At 43.6% G+C, this 18333-nt stretch carries 13 protein-coding genes and 1 pseudogene; 12 read left to right on the top strand and 2 right to left on the bottom strand.

The features are described from left to right. The first annotated feature begins 52 nt into the window (after positions 1-52). A complete protein-coding gene (locus tag ACQ86K_RS25910; RefSeq protein WP_091165709.1) occupies positions 53-547 on the top strand; it encodes a helix-hairpin-helix domain-containing protein in 495 nt (164 codons plus the stop codon). A 232-nt stretch (positions 548-779) separates the two neighbouring features. Here ACQ86K_RS25910 and ACQ86K_RS25905 read toward each other — a convergent pair. Both ACQ86K_RS25905 and ACQ86K_RS25900 read right to left on the bottom strand, forming a co-directional pair. Then, a pseudogene (locus tag ACQ86K_RS25905) lies at positions 780-1641 on the bottom strand (sigma-70 family RNA polymerase sigma factor). 332 nt (positions 1642-1973) lie between these two features. Further along, the gene (locus ACQ86K_RS25900) at positions 1974-4484 is read right to left on the bottom strand and encodes an AsmA-like C-terminal region-containing protein (RefSeq protein WP_091165714.1); all 2511 of its coding nucleotides are present in this window, start codon (positions 4482-4484) and stop codon (positions 1974-1976) included. Between the two features lie 142 nt (positions 4485-4626). Between ACQ86K_RS25900 and ACQ86K_RS25895 the strand changes: the two genes are divergently transcribed. From ACQ86K_RS25895 to ACQ86K_RS25845, 11 genes are all read left to right on the top strand, one after another. Further along, positions 4627-5301: an NAD-dependent epimerase/dehydratase family protein gene (locus ACQ86K_RS25895; RefSeq protein ID WP_091165716.1), complete on the top strand. Its 675-nt coding sequence runs from the start codon at positions 4627-4629 to the stop codon at positions 5299-5301. A 148-nt stretch (positions 5302-5449) separates the two neighbouring features. Continuing rightward, on the top strand, positions 5450-6265 hold the full coding sequence (locus tag ACQ86K_RS25890; RefSeq protein WP_256337388.1) for an alpha/beta hydrolase: 816 nt from the start codon (positions 5450-5452) through the stop codon (positions 6263-6265). Positions 6266-6691: 426 nt separating this feature from the next. Beyond that, on the top strand, positions 6692-8398 hold the full coding sequence (locus tag ACQ86K_RS25885) for a ribulokinase (RefSeq protein WP_091165719.1): 1707 nt from the start codon (positions 6692-6694) through the stop codon (positions 8396-8398). Positions 8399-8405: 7 nt separating this feature from the next. Further along, on the top strand, positions 8406-9104 hold the full coding sequence (locus tag ACQ86K_RS25880; RefSeq protein WP_091165722.1) for an L-ribulose-5-phosphate 4-epimerase: 699 nt from the start codon (positions 8406-8408) through the stop codon (positions 9102-9104). 2 nt (positions 9105-9106) lie between these two features. Continuing rightward, positions 9107-10531 carry a glycoside hydrolase family 27 protein gene (locus ACQ86K_RS25875; protein WP_091165725.1) on the top strand — a complete coding sequence of 475 codons (1425 nt, stop codon included), beginning with the start codon at positions 9107-9109 and terminating at the stop codon, positions 10529-10531. A gap of 33 nt (positions 10532-10564) precedes the next feature. Continuing rightward, positions 10565-12055 carry an L-arabinose isomerase gene (araA, locus tag ACQ86K_RS25870; RefSeq protein WP_091165728.1) on the top strand — a complete coding sequence of 497 codons (1491 nt, stop codon included), beginning with the start codon at positions 10565-10567 and terminating at the stop codon, positions 12053-12055. A gap of 539 nt (positions 12056-12594) precedes the next feature. Next, entirely contained in the window at positions 12595-14295 is a 1701-nt protein-coding gene (locus tag ACQ86K_RS25865) for a sodium:solute symporter family transporter (protein WP_091165733.1), read from the top strand. Between the two features lie 17 nt (positions 14296-14312). Further along, on the top strand, positions 14313-14972 hold the full coding sequence (gene fsa, locus ACQ86K_RS25860; RefSeq protein WP_090528887.1) for a fructose-6-phosphate aldolase: 660 nt from the start codon (positions 14313-14315) through the stop codon (positions 14970-14972). A 212-nt stretch (positions 14973-15184) separates the two neighbouring features. Further along, positions 15185-16357 (top strand): aldose epimerase family protein, encoded by a 1173-nt coding sequence (locus ACQ86K_RS25855; RefSeq protein ID WP_256337389.1) that lies wholly within the window; start codon positions 15185-15187, stop codon positions 16355-16357. A gap of 7 nt (positions 16358-16364) precedes the next feature. Beyond that, complete coding sequence (locus ACQ86K_RS25850; RefSeq protein WP_431199045.1) at positions 16365-17252, top strand: carbohydrate binding domain-containing protein; 888 nt, start codon at positions 16365-16367, stop codon at positions 17250-17252. Next, entirely contained in the window at positions 17135-18331 is a 1197-nt protein-coding gene (locus tag ACQ86K_RS25845; protein ID WP_431200934.1) for an alpha-L-arabinofuranosidase C-terminal domain-containing protein, read from the top strand. The genes ACQ86K_RS25850 and ACQ86K_RS25845 overlap by 118 nt, the downstream gene beginning before the upstream one ends. Positions 18332-18333: the final 2 nt, after the last annotated feature.

Here is an 18333-nt window from a genome sequence, read left to right as displayed (position 1 = left end):
TTTTTATTTTTCATAATTCCTTTCTAAATTAGTTGTTATATCCGCCTGAATTATGAAGAAATCCATTAATCTGCTCCTTACAGCAGAAGAAAAAGCTATTCTCCGGGCTCAAAAAACCAAGATTGCCGATCTCCTTACCTTCGCCCCGGATGAAGTTGCAATGATATTAAATGCAGATGCCGAACGCGCCAGGGAGATAAATGCATTGATTGAATTTCAAAGTATCCCATCATTAGGGATCAATTTTGCGACTGAGCTGATACAGCAAGGCTATTATTCTTTAGAACAATTAAAAGGCAAAGACCCTGTTGAACTGTTTAATGCGTTTGAGCGGCACGTAGGCGCCTGGGCCGATCCATGTGTGGAGGATTCATACCGATTATTATCACACTATATTAAGCATGGTGACACCGGAAAAAGCTGGTGGAATTTTACTGCAGAGCGAAAAGCTTACCGGGCGAAACATGGTTTCCCGGCAAACCGACCGGCTAAGGCATGGTATGAGCTGCCGCAATATCGTAAGGGGAAGGAGTTTGTTGGGAGGTAAGTAATTGAGATGCATTGTATTCAAAAAAGATGTCATTGCGAGCGTAGCGCGGCAATCGCACGGAAGCTTAGCCGCTCTGTATAGCATGCGATTGCCACGTCGCTCCCGGCGCTTTACCCATGCGACTCCTCGCAATGACATCGTTTTTATGTAAAATCAAGCCCACAAAAAAACGCGAATGAGAAAATCATTCGCGTTTTTATTATAAAAACTCAGGCGGATATATCCTGGATTAGTTTAAGTATGATTGCAACAGGTTTGATTTTGAATTGTGACGTAAACGCATCAAAGCCTTGTCTTTCAACTGGCGAACACGCTCACGGGTTAAATCAAATTTTTCACCTATTTCCTCTAATGAGTGAGGTGCATGACCACCAAGGCCAAAGAATAACATCAGTACTTCACGGTCACGTTCGGCAAGGATACCTAACGAGCGTTTAATTTCCTGTGATAATGAATCAGCCATTACTTCAGTATCGGTTGCAGCATCAGAGCTGGCCAATACGTCAAGCAAGGTGTTTTCTTCACCCTGAATAAAAGGCGCGTCCATTGAAATCTGGCGACCAGCATTATTCATCGAATCGGCAATTTTATCAACCGAAATTTCCAGGTTATCTGCAAGTTCTTCGGGAGTTGGCTGCCTTTCATATTCTTGCTCCAGTTTTGAAGCTGCTTTGTGTATCTTGCTCAATGAACCAATCTGGTTCAATGGTAAACGCACAATACGCGATTGCTCGGCAATGGCCGACAGGATTGACTGACGGATCCACCATACGGCATATGAAATAAATTTAAAGCCTTTGGTTTCTGTCAAAGCGTTTTGCCGCTTTAATTAAACCAAGGTTTCCTTCGTTTATTAAGTCGCCCAGGGTAAGGCCCTGGTTTTGGTACTGCTTAGCAACCGATACCACAAAGCGAAGGTTTGTTTTTGTCAAACGTTCTAACGCTACCTGGTCGCCCTCACGGATCTTTTGCGCCAGGATCACTTCCTCCTCAGCTGTGATCAAATCTACCTTGCCAATATCATGCAGGTATTTTTCGAGCGATGCCGATTCGCGGTTAGTGATTGATTGGGATATTTTAAGTTGTCTCATTTTTTAATACAGATTATTAAGCTAAAAACGGTTCAATAAGATACATGTGCCGGGTTAAACAACCGGAGGTAAAACAGATTACATTAAACTTTGCTTCCTTCTTTATTTGTGAACCCGGGATAGTATTTATTTAAAACGAGGGTTTGCTACTGATATTATTGCTGTAAGGAGCGAGCGGTTTAAAAGTTTTTTAAATAATGTGCTAACCAATTAAATGTTTAATCAACATATTACCCTATAATGAACAGCACAAAGGTAAGCATTTATTTGCTATTATAGTGTCATTTAAACACCATGAAAATAAGGTTAATGTGAAGATTTTTGAACTTAAACTAATCTTGTTTAGGTTCGGGCGCTTGTTGGGTGTCATCTGTCTTCTGCTCATCATCATCTGTTTTTGTTTTTTTATGGTTTTTGTTCCACTTAATTTTTATTTTACCTTCATCGCCATCGGTGGCGAGGATGTGTAAAACAATGCCTTTCATACGTTTTTTATTACGTTCGGTTTCATCTGCTATTTTGCTATCATTCTTCGGGTTTCGTAGCGGTACATCAAGTGCAATGTTAGTACCCCGCGATAGCGAATAAGTGCCCTCAACGTCCATATTGAGCACGCTGGAGTTAATTTGCATCGGCGCAATTTTAATTTTATCGCCATCAAGATCAAACCGGGCTTTTAAATCGCCAAATGTTATGTTATCGAGATCGCGAAAAGGGAAGGCAAATTTGCCTACGCTTTTTATGGGCGCAAAGTTCACCAATGCACCATCGGTTAAATTAACCTGTGCAAATCCTTTTATTGATTTCGGTACCAGGTCGCCGGTGTTTTTGATCCCGCCTTTAATATCAACCCTTGCCGAAAGAAAACCCCGCAAGTTATCGCTGGTAAAATCCTTGAGACCGAAATTGTTAAACGATGCAAAGAAAGTATTAGTATTTACGTGGTTAATAGTTGTGCTAATTGCAAAATTATTGGTTGGCCCCTGCAGTACCAGGCCGCTTAAACTCAATGATCCTCCCGAACTTTTAAGGCTTACATTGCGCATTTTCATGGTATTGTCGGCCAGTAAAATATCGGCGTTAACGTCTGTCGCCAAAAACTTTTTATAATATACTTTGGCTAAGCGCAGGTGAAGTTCGGCCTGCCCTTTATCAAAGGCGGTATTAAGTTGATTGGTAATTTTGGCATTGGACATCCTTTTGCCCGTTCCGCCGCTGCTTTTACTGCTTTCGTATCCGCGGTTGTTCAGGAAGCCTAAAAACTCGCCAAGATGTATCTGCGGACTGGTGATCTGCCATACAATCAAAATCTTTTGTGGATCGGTATAATACAGGTTGAGGAAATTGCTCACCTTACCCTGCATATACACTACGCTACTGCCATTTTGCAGGCGGATATTATTTATGTAAAGATCTTTATCGGTAAATTTTAAGGCAATGGAGTTGTTTTTGAATACGAGTCCACGGGGGAGGTAATTTACATCTGCATTTTTTATATCTACATTACCGGTAACGAAGGGTTTAGTGAATTTGAAATTTACAATATCGGCTTTATAGGCCAGTTTTAAATCAACAATGCCTTTGGTAAATTTCAGGCTTTCATCGCCAATAACCGGGTTAAGTTTGGTAACGGGAAAGCGCGATCTGAAAATCCCGGTGGCCACCGGTGTATTCAGGTTGTTGATAAATGCGGTATCAATAGTAAATGGAATATTCTTATAGCTGCCGTTAAAATGATAAAGCTTTATAACCGAGTTATCGTCATTTAAACCTTTGCCATTGATATAGTTATTACTGAATACGCCATTAAAACTACAATTTTCAATAGTACCTCCACGGGTTTTCAATATGTTATCTTTTACTTTAGCCGTAACATAAATGGATGGATCGCCGCCGCCGCCAAAGCTTCCCTTCAGGTCGCAGGTAACATCAATTGGCTTTGTAAGATCGAACATTTTGAGGCTTTTGGTAATGTTGGCAGCCAGTAGGTTTGCAGCATCGTTCCACAAAATTTCATCCACTTTGAGGTTGATGGTGAAATCGGTTTCGGGCGATTTAAGATTAAACTGTGCACCTACAGTAAATGGGTTATCGCCAATGTTTAATGTATTGGGAGCTAGGTTAATGACCTGCGATGCATAATCATAACTGATATCAAAATGGCCTTTTAAAAGCCTGTTTTTCATAAAGCTTCCCTTTTTTGTATTGAAGGAAAAGCTATTTGCCATGGTATTTAAGTCGATATCGGCGTTCCACCCTTTAGCAGGATACTCCATTCTACCCTGAATATCGTTAACTGCAAATTTAAACAGTTTGTAAGCATGACGGTCGTCAACAACAAAGTTTACCTTGTTTAACGAAAACCTCCCAATTTGTGTGGAAGAACTGGTTTGTTGCTTTTTCGGATCTTTTTCAACCTTAGGTTTTGCTTTAAATATCGAAGTATTGCTATAACCGGTGCTATCGGTAAACAGGTCAATATCGGCATTGCTGATATCGATTTTATTGATTACCACTTCGCCCTTTAGAAGGGCCGAGGCATTTACGGATACTTCAAGGTCTTTGGCGGTAAGCAATGTATAATGATGTTGCGCCCAGCGGTTATCTTTCAGTACTACATCTTTCAGCTCGACAGACACCCCCGGAAAACCTTTAAATAATGTTGGATCAATAGTGCCGATAGTTAGCGTGCCGTTCAGGTTTTTATTAAGCTCGGAGGTGATCATAGCAATCACCTTGTGTTTATTATTATTAACATAAACAGTAAGGGCAATAAACATAATTATAATTAAACCAACAAGCGCTCCGGCGATCTTTAAGGTTATCTTTAACCATTTCGGCATCTTCAACTAATTTATTGTTAAAGCGTTATGGTTATATAATTGTTTGTATTGTAACATATAATTAACACACGGTATAGGAATAGGTAAATAAATCTGCAATAAGATACAATATTTTAAAGGTATAATCGGCTACATCAGTATCATGGAAACAACTAATAAAATAAAAGTAATTGTCACAGGTGCTACCGGCATGGTAGGCGAGGGTGTATTGCACCAATGCTTATTGAGCGATAAGGTTGAAGCAGTATTAGTTATTAACCGTAAACCCTGCGGTGTAACACATCCTAAACTAAAGGAAATTATACATGCTGATTTTTTTAACCTCAAACCCATTCAGGATCAGTTAGAAGGTTACAATGCCTGCTTTTTTTGTTTAGGCGTTTCATCGGTAGGGATGAGCGAAGAAGCTTATTATAAAGTAACTTACCTGCTCACTATGCACGTGGCCGAAATTTTGAGCCGCATAAATCCGGATATGACCTTTTGTTATGTATCTGGTGCCGGTACTGACAGTACAGAAAAAGGCCGCAGTATGTGGGCCCGGGTAAAAGGCAAAACCGAAAATGATTTGATGAAGCTGCCCTTCAAACAGGTATTCAACTTCAGGCCGGGATTTATGAAAAGCTTTAATGGGGCAAAAAATACATTGCCGTTTTATAAATACATCAGTTGGATGTACCCCATAGGCCGCCTTATTTACCCAAAGGGTTTTATTACGCTGGAGGAAGTTGGCAAAGCCATGATCAATACGGTAAACCGCGGTGCTGGTCGCTGGATATTAGATGGAAAAGATATTGTTGCCATGGCGAATAGCTAATAGCGGGTAATGATATATGGAGGAGGCCATCGTGTAAAACCCGATATATCGTAAATGTTGGGTAGTTGTATTTTGATTAATGTATTGATTAATAGTATTTTGTGTTTTTGGAGCAAGCTTTGAAATGGTACTGTTAACAGTATTATTTATGAAACTTAAACTCCAGCAAAAAATGAACACAAAATTCATGAAAAGCCGCTTAAAAGCACATTTAATAGCGGCGACTATTTTATTAGGCAGCTTGTTTGCCTTTACTTTTAAGGCCGCTGCCCAGGCACAGCCCGTTAAAAACATTGTATTAGTGCACGGGGCTTTTGCCGATGGCTCGGGCTTTAAGGCCGTGTACAATATCCTTACTAAAAAAGGTTATAATGTTACAGTAGTGCAAAATCCGCTTACTTCTTTAAAGGACGACGTTGACGCCGCCAACCGGATCCTGGATAAACAGGATGGCCCGACAGTATTGGTAGGCCACTCTTATGGCGGTACGGTAATTACCGAAGCAGGGAATAATTCAAAAGTGGTAGCATTGGTTTATATAGCCGCTTTTATGCCCGATAAAGGGGAAAATACGATAAAATGGGTACAGTCGGCTCCTCCGGCTCCCGAAAACGGTATTTTGCCGCCGGATGATAAAGGTTTTGTTTACTATGATAAAGCCAAATTTCATGGCGGCTTTGCCGGCGACTTAAGTAAAGCCGAAGCTGACTTTATGTTTGCATCGCAGGGGCCAACTTCTGTTCAGTGTTTTGTTACGCCTGTTGCCGAAGCTGCATGGAAAACCAAACCAAGCTATGCTATAGTGGCCACCGAAGATAAAAGCATTGTGCCCGACGTTGAGCGCACGATGTACAAACGTGCCGGTGCAAAAGTAACAGAGGTAAAAGGCAGCCACGTGATTTTCATTTCGCAGCCCGAGGCCGTTGCCAAAGTCATCATCGACGCGGCAAATGGCGTTAAATAATCAGATAGTTTTTGTTACAGTTTTAAGCGGAATTGGTCATGATTGACTGTTCCGCTTTTTTATTGGTTTGCCGGAAAAGTGTTGTCACAGGGCAAAGATGTTATTTGATTTTCCCAGTGCGCCGGATTCATTTTTAGTAACGGCAATGCTATATACTTTATGAGTAAATTAAACGTTTTACCATCTCAAAACAGCCAATCCGTTGTGCAAACCTTATTTTATATTGTTAAAATAACACTAATTATTGCTTGTCTGAATAGACGTAACGGCAATTTTTTTAACAGGCGCTTGAACTATGTAATGACTTTTTTACAGGCCAAAAGGTTCCTTTAATTAAATAATGCATTTTATCCGAATAAAATTTTAAATAAAATTTTTCTTTGTCAAAAATTAAGTGTTATTTCGACAATAATTATAAATCTTTATATGAGCAATAACCAATTAGTGATCGGGGTTGATTACGGGTCTGACTCCGTGCGCTCCGTGATAGTAAACGCGGCCAACGGAGAAGAAATAGCATCATCAGTATTTAATTATCCCCGCTGGCGCGATGGCAAGTATTGTGTACCTGCCGAAAACCAGTTCCGCCAGCATCCGCAGGATTATATCGACGGACTTAAAGCCACCATTAAAGATTGTATTGCACAGGCCGGCGGTGAAGCCATTGCAAAAAATATAAAAGGCATTTCTGTTGACACCACGGGCTCAACCCCTGTAGCGGTTGATGCTACAGGTACTCCGCTTGCCCTAACCCCGGGTTTTGAAACTAACCCAAATGCCATGTTTGTATTGTGGAAAGACCATACTTCGGTTAAAGAGGCTGCACAGATCAATGAACATGCTACAAAATTTGATACCAATTACTTGAAATATGTTGGCGGCATTTACTCGTCAGAATGGTTTTGGGCTAAGTTGCTGCATGTGCTAAGAGTTGATAAAAGTGTACGTGATGCTGCCGCCTCATGGGTTGAGCATTGCGACTGGGTACCGTTTCTGTTAACCGGTGGTACCGATGTTAAGGCTATCAAACGCGGCCGTTGTTCTGCGGGGCATAAAGCCCTTTGGGCCGAAGAATTTAATGGCCTGCCTCCTGAAGAATTTTTTGTTTCCCTTGATCCGATACTGGCTGGTTTCAGGGATAAATTATATGAAGGTACATACACGGCCGATGAAGCAGCCGGAAACCTCAGCGCGGAGTGGGCGGAGATATTGGGACTCTCAACCGATGTGATTGTAGGTACCGGCGCTTTTGACGCACACATGGGCGCTGTTGGCGGCCAGATTGAGCCTTATCACCTGAGCAAGGTAATGGGCACATCAACCTGCGATATCCTGGTTGCCCCAACATCAGAGATGGAAGGCAAGCTGGTACGCGGTATCTGTGGACAGGTAAATGGCTCGGTTATTCCGGGAATGGCAGGTTTAGAGGCTGGCCAATCGGCTTTTGGCGATACTTATGCCTGGTTTAAAAATATCCTGGCCTGGCCATTGAATAACCTGCTTTCGCAATCGCAGGTAATTGACGCGGCTACTGCTGAAGCGTTGAAAGAGGAGATTTCAGAAATGATCATCCCTGAATTGAGCAGGCAGGCAGCATTGTTACCCATCGAAGAAAGCAATGAGCTGGCTATTGATTGGTTTAATGGACGACGTACACCGGATGCTAACCAGGAATTGAAGGGCGCTATAACCGGTTTAGGTTTGGGCAGCGATGCACCACGGGTATTCCGTGCGCTGGCCGAGGCTACCTGCTTTGGTGCCAAGAGCATTGTTGATCGTTTTATCAGCGAGGGTATCCCGGTTAAAGGGATCATCGGTATCGGCGGGGTAGCAAAAAAATCACCTTTCGTGATGCAAATGATGGCCGATGTTTTGGGAATGCCTATCCGCATTCACCAGTTTAAACATACCTGTGCTTTGGGCGCTGCGATGTTTGCCGCAGTGGTTGCCGGTATCTACCCAACTATTGAAGAAGCTATGACAGCCATGGGCCGCGGCTTTGACGTGGTTTATGAGCCAAACATCGCGCTAAAAGAAGTTTATCAGCAACGCTATAACCAATACAGCATATTGGGCAAGTTTGTAGCTGCCGAAGTTGCTTTGAAAAATAATCCTGAACTGCAAAACGCTTAATAAAGACATGAGTAAATATGATCATATAAGGCTTAGTGCCTATAATGCCAATATGCAGCTGCCCAAACTGGGCCTCGTGCTGTTCACTTTTGGTAACGTAAGCGCCGCCGACAGGGAATTAGGTGTATTCGCCATTAAACCAAGCGGTGTACCTTACGAGGATTTGTCGCCGGAGAAAATGGTGATCGTTGACTTTGATGGTAATACCGTTGAAGGTGACCTTCGCCCGTCAAGTGACACCAAAACACACGCCGTACTTTATAAACACTGGGAAGGCATCAACGGTATTGTGCATACGCACTCTACCTACGGCACTGCCTGGGCACAATCGCAACGAGATATCCCGATCTTCGGTACTACCCATGCCGATCATTTAACGGTTGATATCCCTTGTGCACCGCCTATGAATGATGAAATGATTAAAGGCAACTACGAATACCAAACCGGTTTCCAAATCATGGAATGTTTTGAGGAAAAAGGCTTGGATTATAAAGAGGTTGAAATGGTGTTGGTTGGTAACCACGCACCATTTACCTGGGGTAAAACTGCCGAAAAGGCGGTTTACAACAGTGCTGTGCTGGAAGCCGTAGCTCAAATGGCCTACCTTACCGAGCAAATTGACAGAAGCGCCCCCCGTTTAAAAGATGCGCTGATCAAAAAGCATTACGAACGCAAACACGGACCTGATTCATATTACGGACAATAAGTATGGGAAAGATAAAAACGTTTTTGGCTCCCCTCTCGAGAGGGGAATCGCACAGGCTCCGCTTTGTTACTTTTTTCCTGCTGCTTTGTTTTTTTGCCTGTACTCGTTTATCGGCACAGGTGGCAGCTACACCGCCAATGGGCTGGAACAGTTATAACTGTTTTGGTTCGGCAGTACATGAAGATGAAGTAAAAGCTAATGCCGATTACATGGCCGAGCATCTGAAACAACATGGCTGGGAGTATGTGGTAGTCGACTTTTTATGGTCTTACGATAATCCTCCGGGTAGTAATATCGGCAACCCATTCCAGTTACGTTTACAGGATGGCTCATATGTGCCATGGTTAACTATGGATAAATGGGGCCGCCTTACGCCGCAGCCTACTAAATTCCCTTCGGCTTTTGGCGGTAATGGTTTTAAACCGCTGGGCGATTATATCCACAGCAAAGGTTTAAAATTTGGCATCCACGTTATGCGCGGAATCCCGAGGCAAGCGGTTTGGTCAAAATCGCCGGTAAAAGGTACTAATGGCATTACTGCCGATATGGTAGCCGATACCAACTCAAAATGCCCATGGATGAACCACATGTATGGCTTGGACATGAAAAAGCCCGGTGCACAGGAATACCTGAATTCGCTGCTGGAGCTTTATGCTTCATGGGGAGTTGACTTTATTAAGGTAGATGACCTTTCGCGCCCGTACAGTAGTGCCGAGGTTGAAGGTTACCAAAAAGCCATTCAGCAATGCGGCAGGCCAGTTGTATTAAGCTTATCACCCGGTGAAACCCCGGTTGCGCAAGCGGCTCATGCTACCAAATATGCCAATATGTGGCGCATGGCCGATGACTTTTGGGATAACTGGAAAGAGATCCTTCATATGTTTGAATATGCTAAAAGCTGGGAAGGCGTAAGTGGCCCCGGTCACTGGCCCGATTGTGATATGATCCAGATCGGTAAGCTAAGTAAACGCGGCCCGGTAGGGCAGGAGCGCTTCAGCCGCTTTACCGAGGACGAGGAATATACCCACATGACCTTCTGGAGCATCTTCCGTTCGCCGCTGATGATAGGTGGCAACATGCCCGAAAACCGCGATTTTGAGCTGAAACTTTTTACCAACGATGAAGTAATTGCAGTAAATCAAAAAGGATCGAATCCTAAGCAGTTATACAAAAAAGATGGCGCCATGATCTGGTATTCGCAGATCCCCGGCAGCAAGGATATTTATGCCGCCTTTTTCAATATTGGCGATGATGACAAATCTGTATCCCTCAATTTCAAGGAACTGGGACTGAAAGGCAAAGTAACTGTACGTGACCTGTGGAAGAAACAGGATGTTGGCCAGTACAGCTCAGGTTATCAGCAAAAAATAAATAAACACGGTGCAGCATTATTCAGGCTGTCGCCAAAAACTAAACCAATTCACTAAATCACTCATTCGCTAAATCAATAATTAATTATAATGATCGATCTGAAAACATTTGAAATATGGTTCATAACCGGGAGCCAGAATTTATACGGAGAAGAAACACTGAAAAAAGTTGCCGAGCACTCGCAGGAAATTGCTAAAGGTATTGATGGCGCTGCCAATATCCCCGTGCGTGTGGTATATAAACCAGTTGTTAAGTCAACCGAAGAAATTTATAACACTTTGCAGCAGGCTAACGTTGCCGAAAACTGCATCGGTGTTATTGCCTGGATGCATACTTTTTCGCCAGCCAAAATGTGGATCAGGGGCTTAAGCATCCTTAAAAAACCGATGCTGCACCTGCACACCCAGTATAACCGCGATATTCCATGGAGCTCAATAGATATGGACTTCATGAACCTGAACCAAAGCGCCCATGGCGACAGGGAATTCGGCTTCATGGTATCACGCATGCGCATTAACCGTAAAGTAGTTGTTGGTCACTGGCAGGATAGCGAAGTGTTGAAAGACATTGAAAGCTGGAGCCGTGCAGCAGCAGGCTGGTACGATTGGCAAGGTGCCAAATTTGTTCGCTTTGGTGATAACATGCGTTTTGTTGCTGTTACCGATGGCGATAAAGTTGAGGCCGAATTGAAATTTGGTTTCGCTGTAAATACTTATGGTATTGGTGATTTAGTAGCGGTAGTTGACAGTATCAGCGATGCTGAAGTTAAAGCCCTTACCGATGAGTACGAAGCTACTTACACTATGGCCGATGACCTTAAGCAAGGCGGTGCAAGGTATCAATCGGTATATGACGCTGCCAAAATTGAACTTGGCTTACGTAAGTTTTTACAGGACGGCGGCTACAAAGGTTTCAGCGATACGTTTGAAGACCTGCACGGCATGATCCAGTTACCGGGCATTGCTTCACAGCGCTTAATGGCCGATGGTTACGGTTTTGCCGGTGAAGGCGATTGGAAAACTGCTGCCCTGGTACGTGCATTTAAAGTAATGGGTGCTGGTTTGCCGGGCGGTAACGCTTTTATGGAAGATTATACCTATCACTTCGACCCAAACAATGCTTTGGTTTTAGGCTCACACATGCTTGAGGTAGATAGCAGCTTAGCTAATGGCAAAGCAGCGTTAGAAGTACATGCTTTAGGTATTGGTGGCAAGGCCGATCCTGCCCGTTTGGTATTTAACGTAGCCGGCGGTGCTGCGCTTAATGCTTCAATTGTGGATATGGGCAACCGTTTCCGTTTAATTGTTAACGAGGTTGAAGCCATTGAGCCGGTAGAAGACCTCCCAAAACTGCCTGTTGCGAGAGTACTTTGGAAACCACTGCCCGATATGAAAACCGGTTGCGCAGCATGGATCTATGCCGGTGGTGCACACCATACCGCATACAGCCAAAACCTTTCGGCCGAGCTGATCAACGATTTTGCTGATATGGCCGGTATCGAGTTTTTACGCATTGGTAAAGACACCAAGCTTGATCAGTTCAGAAACGAGATCAGGTGGAATGACGCGGCTTATAAATAGCCCCTCTAAATCTCCCCCTGAAAAGGGAGACTTTAAAAAATATAAAAAGCCGCCGCTCGGCCCCGGCCGAGTGGCGGCAGATGAGGATGACGTAAAAAATAAAATGTCATTGCGAGGAGCGGTAAGGGATTGTGCAAACGGGGCGACGTGGAAATCTCGTAGCAATGTATAGCCGCCTTACAGGGCTAAGAGCATGGCTATTAGATTGCCGTGCTACGCTCGCAATGACATAAGTAATAAAACGCGTTAGGGATAGCAGCGGATACCGGCCAGTGAATAAGGCCTTGTGCAGTATGAGCGGATAGCCCGGCCGCAGGTAACGCCATTGTGAATTTGAGATTTCGGATGTGGGATTTCGGAATTGTCTGAACTCGAATTCATAGAATTAAGGAATTTATTTAGTATGATATTAATTTCTTTATTCCACAGGTTTCGGTTCAAAAAAATGAGAAGAGTATAAACTTAACCAATGCTTTAAAAAGCCCTCACCCTTTAGGGGAGGGTTGGGAGGGGCGCTAAACTAAATTTTAAACCAAATAATGAACAAATTTTCCACTATCGATTACGTGATCTTCGTAATCTATTTTATTGTAGTTACGAGCTACGGGTACTGGGTATACAGCCGTAAAAAGATCAAAGGCGTATCTGATAGTCACGACTTTTTCCTGGCCGAGGGTTCGCTTACCTGGTGGGCCATTGGTGCTTCGCTAATCGCGTCAAACATATCTGCCGAGCAATTTATAGGCACCAGCGGACAGGGTTTTGCCGTGGGTTTGGCCGTTGCAGCTTACGAATGGGTTGCTGCCATAGCGCTGATCATTGTGGCAGTGTGGTTCATACCGGTATACCTTAAAAACAAGATTTTCACCATGCCGCAGTTTTTACATACTCGGTATAATGAAACGGTAAGTTTTATCATGGCCATTTTCTGGCTGTTGCTGTATGTACTGGTTAACCTAACCTCTATACTTTACCTGGGTGCATTGGCCATTAATAACTTAATGGGCGGCGGATATCTGCATGAGATCATCATCGCATTATCCATTTTCGCGCTGTTCATCACCCTTGGTGGTATGAAAGTTATCGGCTTCACCGATGTTATACAGGTATTGGTACTGGTTGTAGGTGGTTTAGCTACTACTTACATAGCGCTTACTTTGGTGAGTGAGCATTTTGGCTTGGGCAAAGATGCTATGGCGGGCTTAAATAAAATGATGAGCGATGCGCCTGATCACTTTAAAATGATGATGGCTAAACCTAAGCCGGGCGCTCCGCAGGCAGAGATCAACAAATACCTTGCGCTGCCTGGTATTGCCATGTATTTTGCCGGTCAGTGGATCGTGAACCTGAACTACTGGGGTTGTAACCAATACATCACACAAAGGGCTTTGGGTGCTAACCTGAAAACTGCCCGTACAGGGATCCTTTTTGCTGGTTTAATGAAACTGGCTATGCCTGTTATTGTGGTTTTACCGGGTATTGCTGCTTACGTACTGTATAAAAACGGCGGCTTGCAACAGGAAATGGCATCGGGTGGGCACTTCAACTCAGATAATGCTTACTCGGCTATATTGGGCTTTTTACCAACCGGCTTAAAAGGTCTTTCGGTTGCAGCTTTAACTGCTGCTATCGTGGCTTCGCTGGCAGGTAAGGCTAATAGTATCAGTACCATCTTTACGCTTGATATTTACAAAAAACATATCAGCAAAGAAGCCAGTGAAAAGAGTATGGTTAATGTAGGCAGGCTTACTATTTTGGCTGCATTAGTGTTCTCTATCATGCTTACCTGGAAAGATCTTTTAGGCATAGGCGGCGAAGGCGGCTTTACCTTTATCCAGAAATACACCGGCTTTATCAGCCCGGGAATCTTCGCCATTTTCATTTTAGGTTTCTTTTGGAAACGTACCACAGGCGCAGCCGCTATTGCAGGTATTTTGACAGGCTTCGGCATGTCGGTGCTGTTCAATAACTATGCGCCAAAATTGTTTGGTAACGAGACCTTGCTTTATACAGCTTTCCCTAATGGTAAAGGCGGGTTTGAAATTCCGTTCCTGATTTGTATGGGACTGTCGTTCATGTTTACCATTATAGTGATGGTGGCCATTAGCCTGGCCGGTCCGAAAGTTAATCCTAAAGCATTTGAAATTCCGCGTAGTATGTTCAAGGTTGAGAAATCAACCATGGCATTAATTGTAGTTACACTTATCCTGCTTACCATGCTTTATGCAAAATTCTGGTAAGTACAATAATTTATAAAATGAAGTTTTTTATTGACACAGCCAACCTGGCACAAATTAAAGAAGCCCATGACCTGGGTGTATTAGACGGCGTTACCACCAACCCATCATTGATGGCTAAAGAAGGTATTACCGGCCATGAAAATATCATTAACCACTACAAAGCCATTTGCGAAATTACCGATGGCGATGTAAGTGCCGAAGTTATATCAACCACTTTTGACGAGATGGTTGCCGAAGGCGAAGCGCTGGCTGCCCTTCACGAGCGCATTGTGGTAAAGTTGCCCATGATAAAAGATGGCGTAAAAGCTTTAAAATATTTTAAGCAAAAAGGAATTAAAACCAATTGCACGCTGGTGTTTTCAGCGGGTCAGGCCCTGTTGGCGGCTAAGGCTGGTGCTACTTACGTATCACCGTTTATTGGCCGTTTAGATGATATCTCGACGGATGGTTTACAACTGATTGAAGATATCAGGCTGATTTATGATAACTACGGTTATGAAACACAGATCCTGGCAGCTTCGGTACGCCATGCTATGCATATTGTTAACTGCGCTAAGCTTGGGGCCGATGTGATAACCGGTCCGCTGAGTGCTATTACCGCTTTGCTAAAACATCCGCTTACAGATAACGGACTTGCGCAGTTCCTGGCCGACCATGCCAAGGCTGCAGGTGTTTAGTTGAAATATTTGATTTTTGAATAAGAAAGTCCCGCGCGAGGCGGGCTTTTTTAAATTAAATATTTTAAGTGTTTTTTTAACAATTATAAATTAATTTTTATACATTGGTCTCACTGATTCCCAAACCATTAGTTAAACCAATTTATTTGTTCCGGAAATTATAATAGTTAAACGGCAAATGCTTTTAAAAAGCAAGCTAACAACCTCAAATTATGAAGAATAACAAGAATTTATTAATGATGTTAAGCTGTTCGGCAGCGCTTTTTGCGGCTTGTAACGGTAATCCAAAAGCAACTGATTCAACCGTGAAAGATTCGACCTCGGTAACTACCCAGTCAATACCCGATTCGGCCAATTTTGAGGCCGATGTACAGGGGCAAAAAGTGAAACTCTTTACCCTGAAAAATAACAGCGGTGCAACAGTGGCCGTTACCAATTATGGTGGCAGGCTGGTAAGCTTACTGGTACCTGATAAAGACGGTAAGGCTACCGATGTTATTTTAGGTTACGATTCATTGAAAAGCTATCAAAAACCAAAGGAGCCGTATTTCGGCGCCATTATAGGCCGCTATGGTAACCGCATTGCCAAAGGTAAATTTACTCTTGATGGCAAAGCTTACCAGTTGGATATTAACGATGGTGTAAACACCCTGCATGGCGGCTTCAACGGCTTTTATGGAAAGGTGTTTGCGGCTAAGCAACTGAGCGCATCACAACTGGAATTTACCTATATTTCAAAAGATGGCGAAGGTGGTTATCCGGGCAATTTAACTGCAACTGTGGTTTATACCCTGAGCGATGACAACGCGCTTAAGATTGAATATAAAGCAACTACCGACAAAGCTACCGTAGTTAATTTAACTAACCACGCATACTTTAACCTGAATGGTGCAGGTAACCCAACTATTACCGACAATGTGTTGCAAATAAATGCTGATGCATTTTTGCCGGTAGATACCACATTGATCCCCACAGGCAAGCTGCAGCCGGTTAAAGGTACCCCGTTTGATTTTACCACTTCAAAAACCATTGGTAAAGATATTAGCATTGCCGATGAGCAACTGAAAAACGGTAAAGGTTATGATCATAACTTTGTATTGAACAAGCATGACCTTAGTACTCCAATTGCTACTGTTAAGAGTACAGTTACCGGCATTACTATGGAGGTATTCACCGAAGAGCCCGGGTTGCAATTTTACTCAGGCAATTTTTTAACCGGCGAAACCAAAGATGGCAAAGACGGCAAAGCTTACCCTTACCGTTCGGCGTTTTGTTTGGAAACCCAGCATTTTCCTGATGCGCCAAACCAGCCGGCGTTTGCTTCAACCGTGTTAAAGCCAGGGCAAACTTACCATACGGTCACCATTTACAAATTCTCCAAATAAATAAGCAATGCTAAAGAGAGCTTTTTTAATGCTGTGTGCTGCCGGTACTTTTACCGCGATGCATGCGCAAACGCAATATACTATAGCGGCTGATAAGGTGAAGGCACACATTCAGCCTACCATGTATGGGATATTTTTTGAGGATATTAACCTTGCTGCCGATGGCGGTGTTTATGCCGAGTTGGTAAAAAACCGTTCGTTTGAGTTTAACATGCCTTTGATGGGATGGAAAGAGCAAAAAAAGGACGGCGGTGACGGCCGCACTGAAGTGATCAACCGTGCTGTTGAACGTCCGGAAAATGCGCACTTTATAAAGAGCTATATCACAACTGATGCCGGTTTTTACGGTTTCTCGAACGAGGGTTTCCGCGGGATGGGGGTTAAGGAAGGCGAGGAATACAGCTTTTCGGTGATAGCCAAACAGGAAGGTGATACCAACGTAAAGCTGAATATTGAACTGCACGGCGATAATGATGCTGTTATAGGTAAAGCCGAACTTACGCCAACCGATAAAGAATGGAACCGTTACAGCGTGAAGTTTAAATCGAGTGCTACAACGCAGAAAGCACAGCTGTATGTTTGGATGAGCGGTAAGGGCGTAATCGACCTCGATATGATTTCCCTGTTTCCCGAGCACACCTGGAAAAACCGCCCGGGTGGCCTGCGTGCCGACCTGGTACAGCGATTGGCTGATCTTAAGCCCGGCTTTTTACGTTTCCCCGGTGGATGTATTGTTGAAGGCCGCGAGTTGAGCAACCGCTATCAGTGGAAAAAACTATCGGCGCGGTTGATAAACGCGAGAATATCATTAACCGCTGGAATACGGAGTTTAAACACCGTCCAACGCCTGATTATTACCAAACTTTCGGTCTGGGCTTTATGGAGTATTTTATGACTGCCGAGGATATTGGCGCTTCGCCCCTGCCTATCCTGAATTGCGGTATGGCCTGCGAATTCAACACCGGCGAACTGGTGCCTTTGGATAAACTTGATCCTTACGTACAGGACGCGCTCGACCTGATTGAGTTTGCTAATGGCGATGCCAGCACCAAATGGGGTAAGCTGCGTACCGATCTCGGTCACCCGGCACCGTTTAATTTAAAAATGATCGGTGTGGGTAATGAACAATGGGGCCCGCAATATATCGACCGTTGGAAAATCTTTACCAAAGCTATCAAAACTAAATACCCGGATATCAAGATTGTGTCTGCTTTAGGCCCATCGCCTGATGGTAAAGAGTTTGACCTGTTAAATAAAACCTTCCGCGGTTTAGGTGCCGATATTTTGGATGAGCATTATTATGCGCCTGCAAAATGGTTCAGGGATAATGCCCGCCGTTATGATAACTATGACCGTAAAGGCCCTAAGATCTTCGCCGGTGAATATGCCGCGCAAAGCAAATCAACCGTAAACCCCGATAACAAAAACAATTGGGAGTGCGCATTATCTGAAGCGGCCTTCATGACCGGTTTGGAGCGTAATGCAGATGTAGTGAACATGGCTTCATACGCCCCGCTTTTTGCTCATGTAGAAGGCTGGCAATGGACACCAAACCTGATCTGGTTTGATAACCTGAAAAGTTATGCTACGCCGAATTATTATGTGCAGCAACTGTTTTCCATTAATAAAGGAACAGATGTAGTGCCGCTTACCTTAAACAACGAGGCCATAGCCGGCCAAAATGATAGCTATGCTACTGCCAGTTTAGATAAGAATACCAATGAACTGGTGATCAAGTTTGTGAATACCAGCACTTCGGCTCAAAATGTAAGCTTTAAAATTACAGGCTCAAAAGGTTATCAAAAACAGGCCACGGTTACTACACTAAAAGCCGACGACAAGGATGCTGAAAATTCATTGACCGCACCAACGGCAGTTAGCCCTGTTGAAAGCAAGATTGATATTTCGGGCAATACCCTGAAGCTGGCAGTTGAACCTTACTCGTTTAAAGTAGTAAGGCTTAAAAATAAATAGCC

It is taken from the genome of Mucilaginibacter sp. P19 (genome assembly GCF_050632265.1).
GTDB lineage: Bacteria > Bacteroidota > Bacteroidia > Sphingobacteriales > Sphingobacteriaceae > Mucilaginibacter > Mucilaginibacter gossypii.
This window is presented reverse-complemented; position numbering and strand designations above follow the sequence as displayed.

What these genes read in the sequence shown, in the direction of transcription:
- ACQ86K_RS25865 (WP_091165733.1), top strand. Translation starts at nt 12,595, where the DNA reads ATGAACAAATTTTCCACTATCGATTACGTGATCTTCGTAATCTATTTT.
- ACQ86K_RS25900 (WP_091165714.1), bottom strand. Translation starts at nt 4,484, where the DNA reads ATGCCGAAATGGTTAAAGATAACCTTAAAGATCGCCGGAGCGCTTGTT.
- ACQ86K_RS25880 (WP_091165722.1), top strand. Translation starts at nt 8,406, where the DNA reads ATGAGTAAATATGATCATATAAGGCTTAGTGCCTATAATGCCAATATG.
- araA (WP_091165728.1), top strand. Translation starts at nt 10,565, where the DNA reads ATGATCGATCTGAAAACATTTGAAATATGGTTCATAACCGGGAGCCAG.
- ACQ86K_RS25850 (WP_431199045.1), top strand. Translation starts at nt 16,365, where the DNA reads ATGCTAAAGAGAGCTTTTTTAATGCTGTGTGCTGCCGGTACTTTTACC.
- ACQ86K_RS25855 (WP_256337389.1), top strand. Translation starts at nt 15,185, where the DNA reads ATGAAGAATAACAAGAATTTATTAATGATGTTAAGCTGTTCGGCAGCG.
- fsa (WP_090528887.1), top strand. Translation starts at nt 14,313, where the DNA reads ATGAAGTTTTTTATTGACACAGCCAACCTGGCACAAATTAAAGAAGCC.
- ACQ86K_RS25875 (WP_091165725.1), top strand. Translation starts at nt 9,107, where the DNA reads ATGGGAAAGATAAAAACGTTTTTGGCTCCCCTCTCGAGAGGGGAATCG.
- ACQ86K_RS25885 (WP_091165719.1), top strand. Translation starts at nt 6,692, where the DNA reads ATGAGCAATAACCAATTAGTGATCGGGGTTGATTACGGGTCTGACTCC.
- ACQ86K_RS25910 (WP_091165709.1), top strand. Translation starts at nt 53, where the DNA reads ATGAAGAAATCCATTAATCTGCTCCTTACAGCAGAAGAAAAAGCTATT.
- ACQ86K_RS25890 (WP_256337388.1), top strand. Translation starts at nt 5,450, where the DNA reads ATGAAACTTAAACTCCAGCAAAAAATGAACACAAAATTCATGAAAAGC.
- ACQ86K_RS25895 (WP_091165716.1), top strand. Translation starts at nt 4,627, where the DNA reads ATGGAAACAACTAATAAAATAAAAGTAATTGTCACAGGTGCTACCGGC.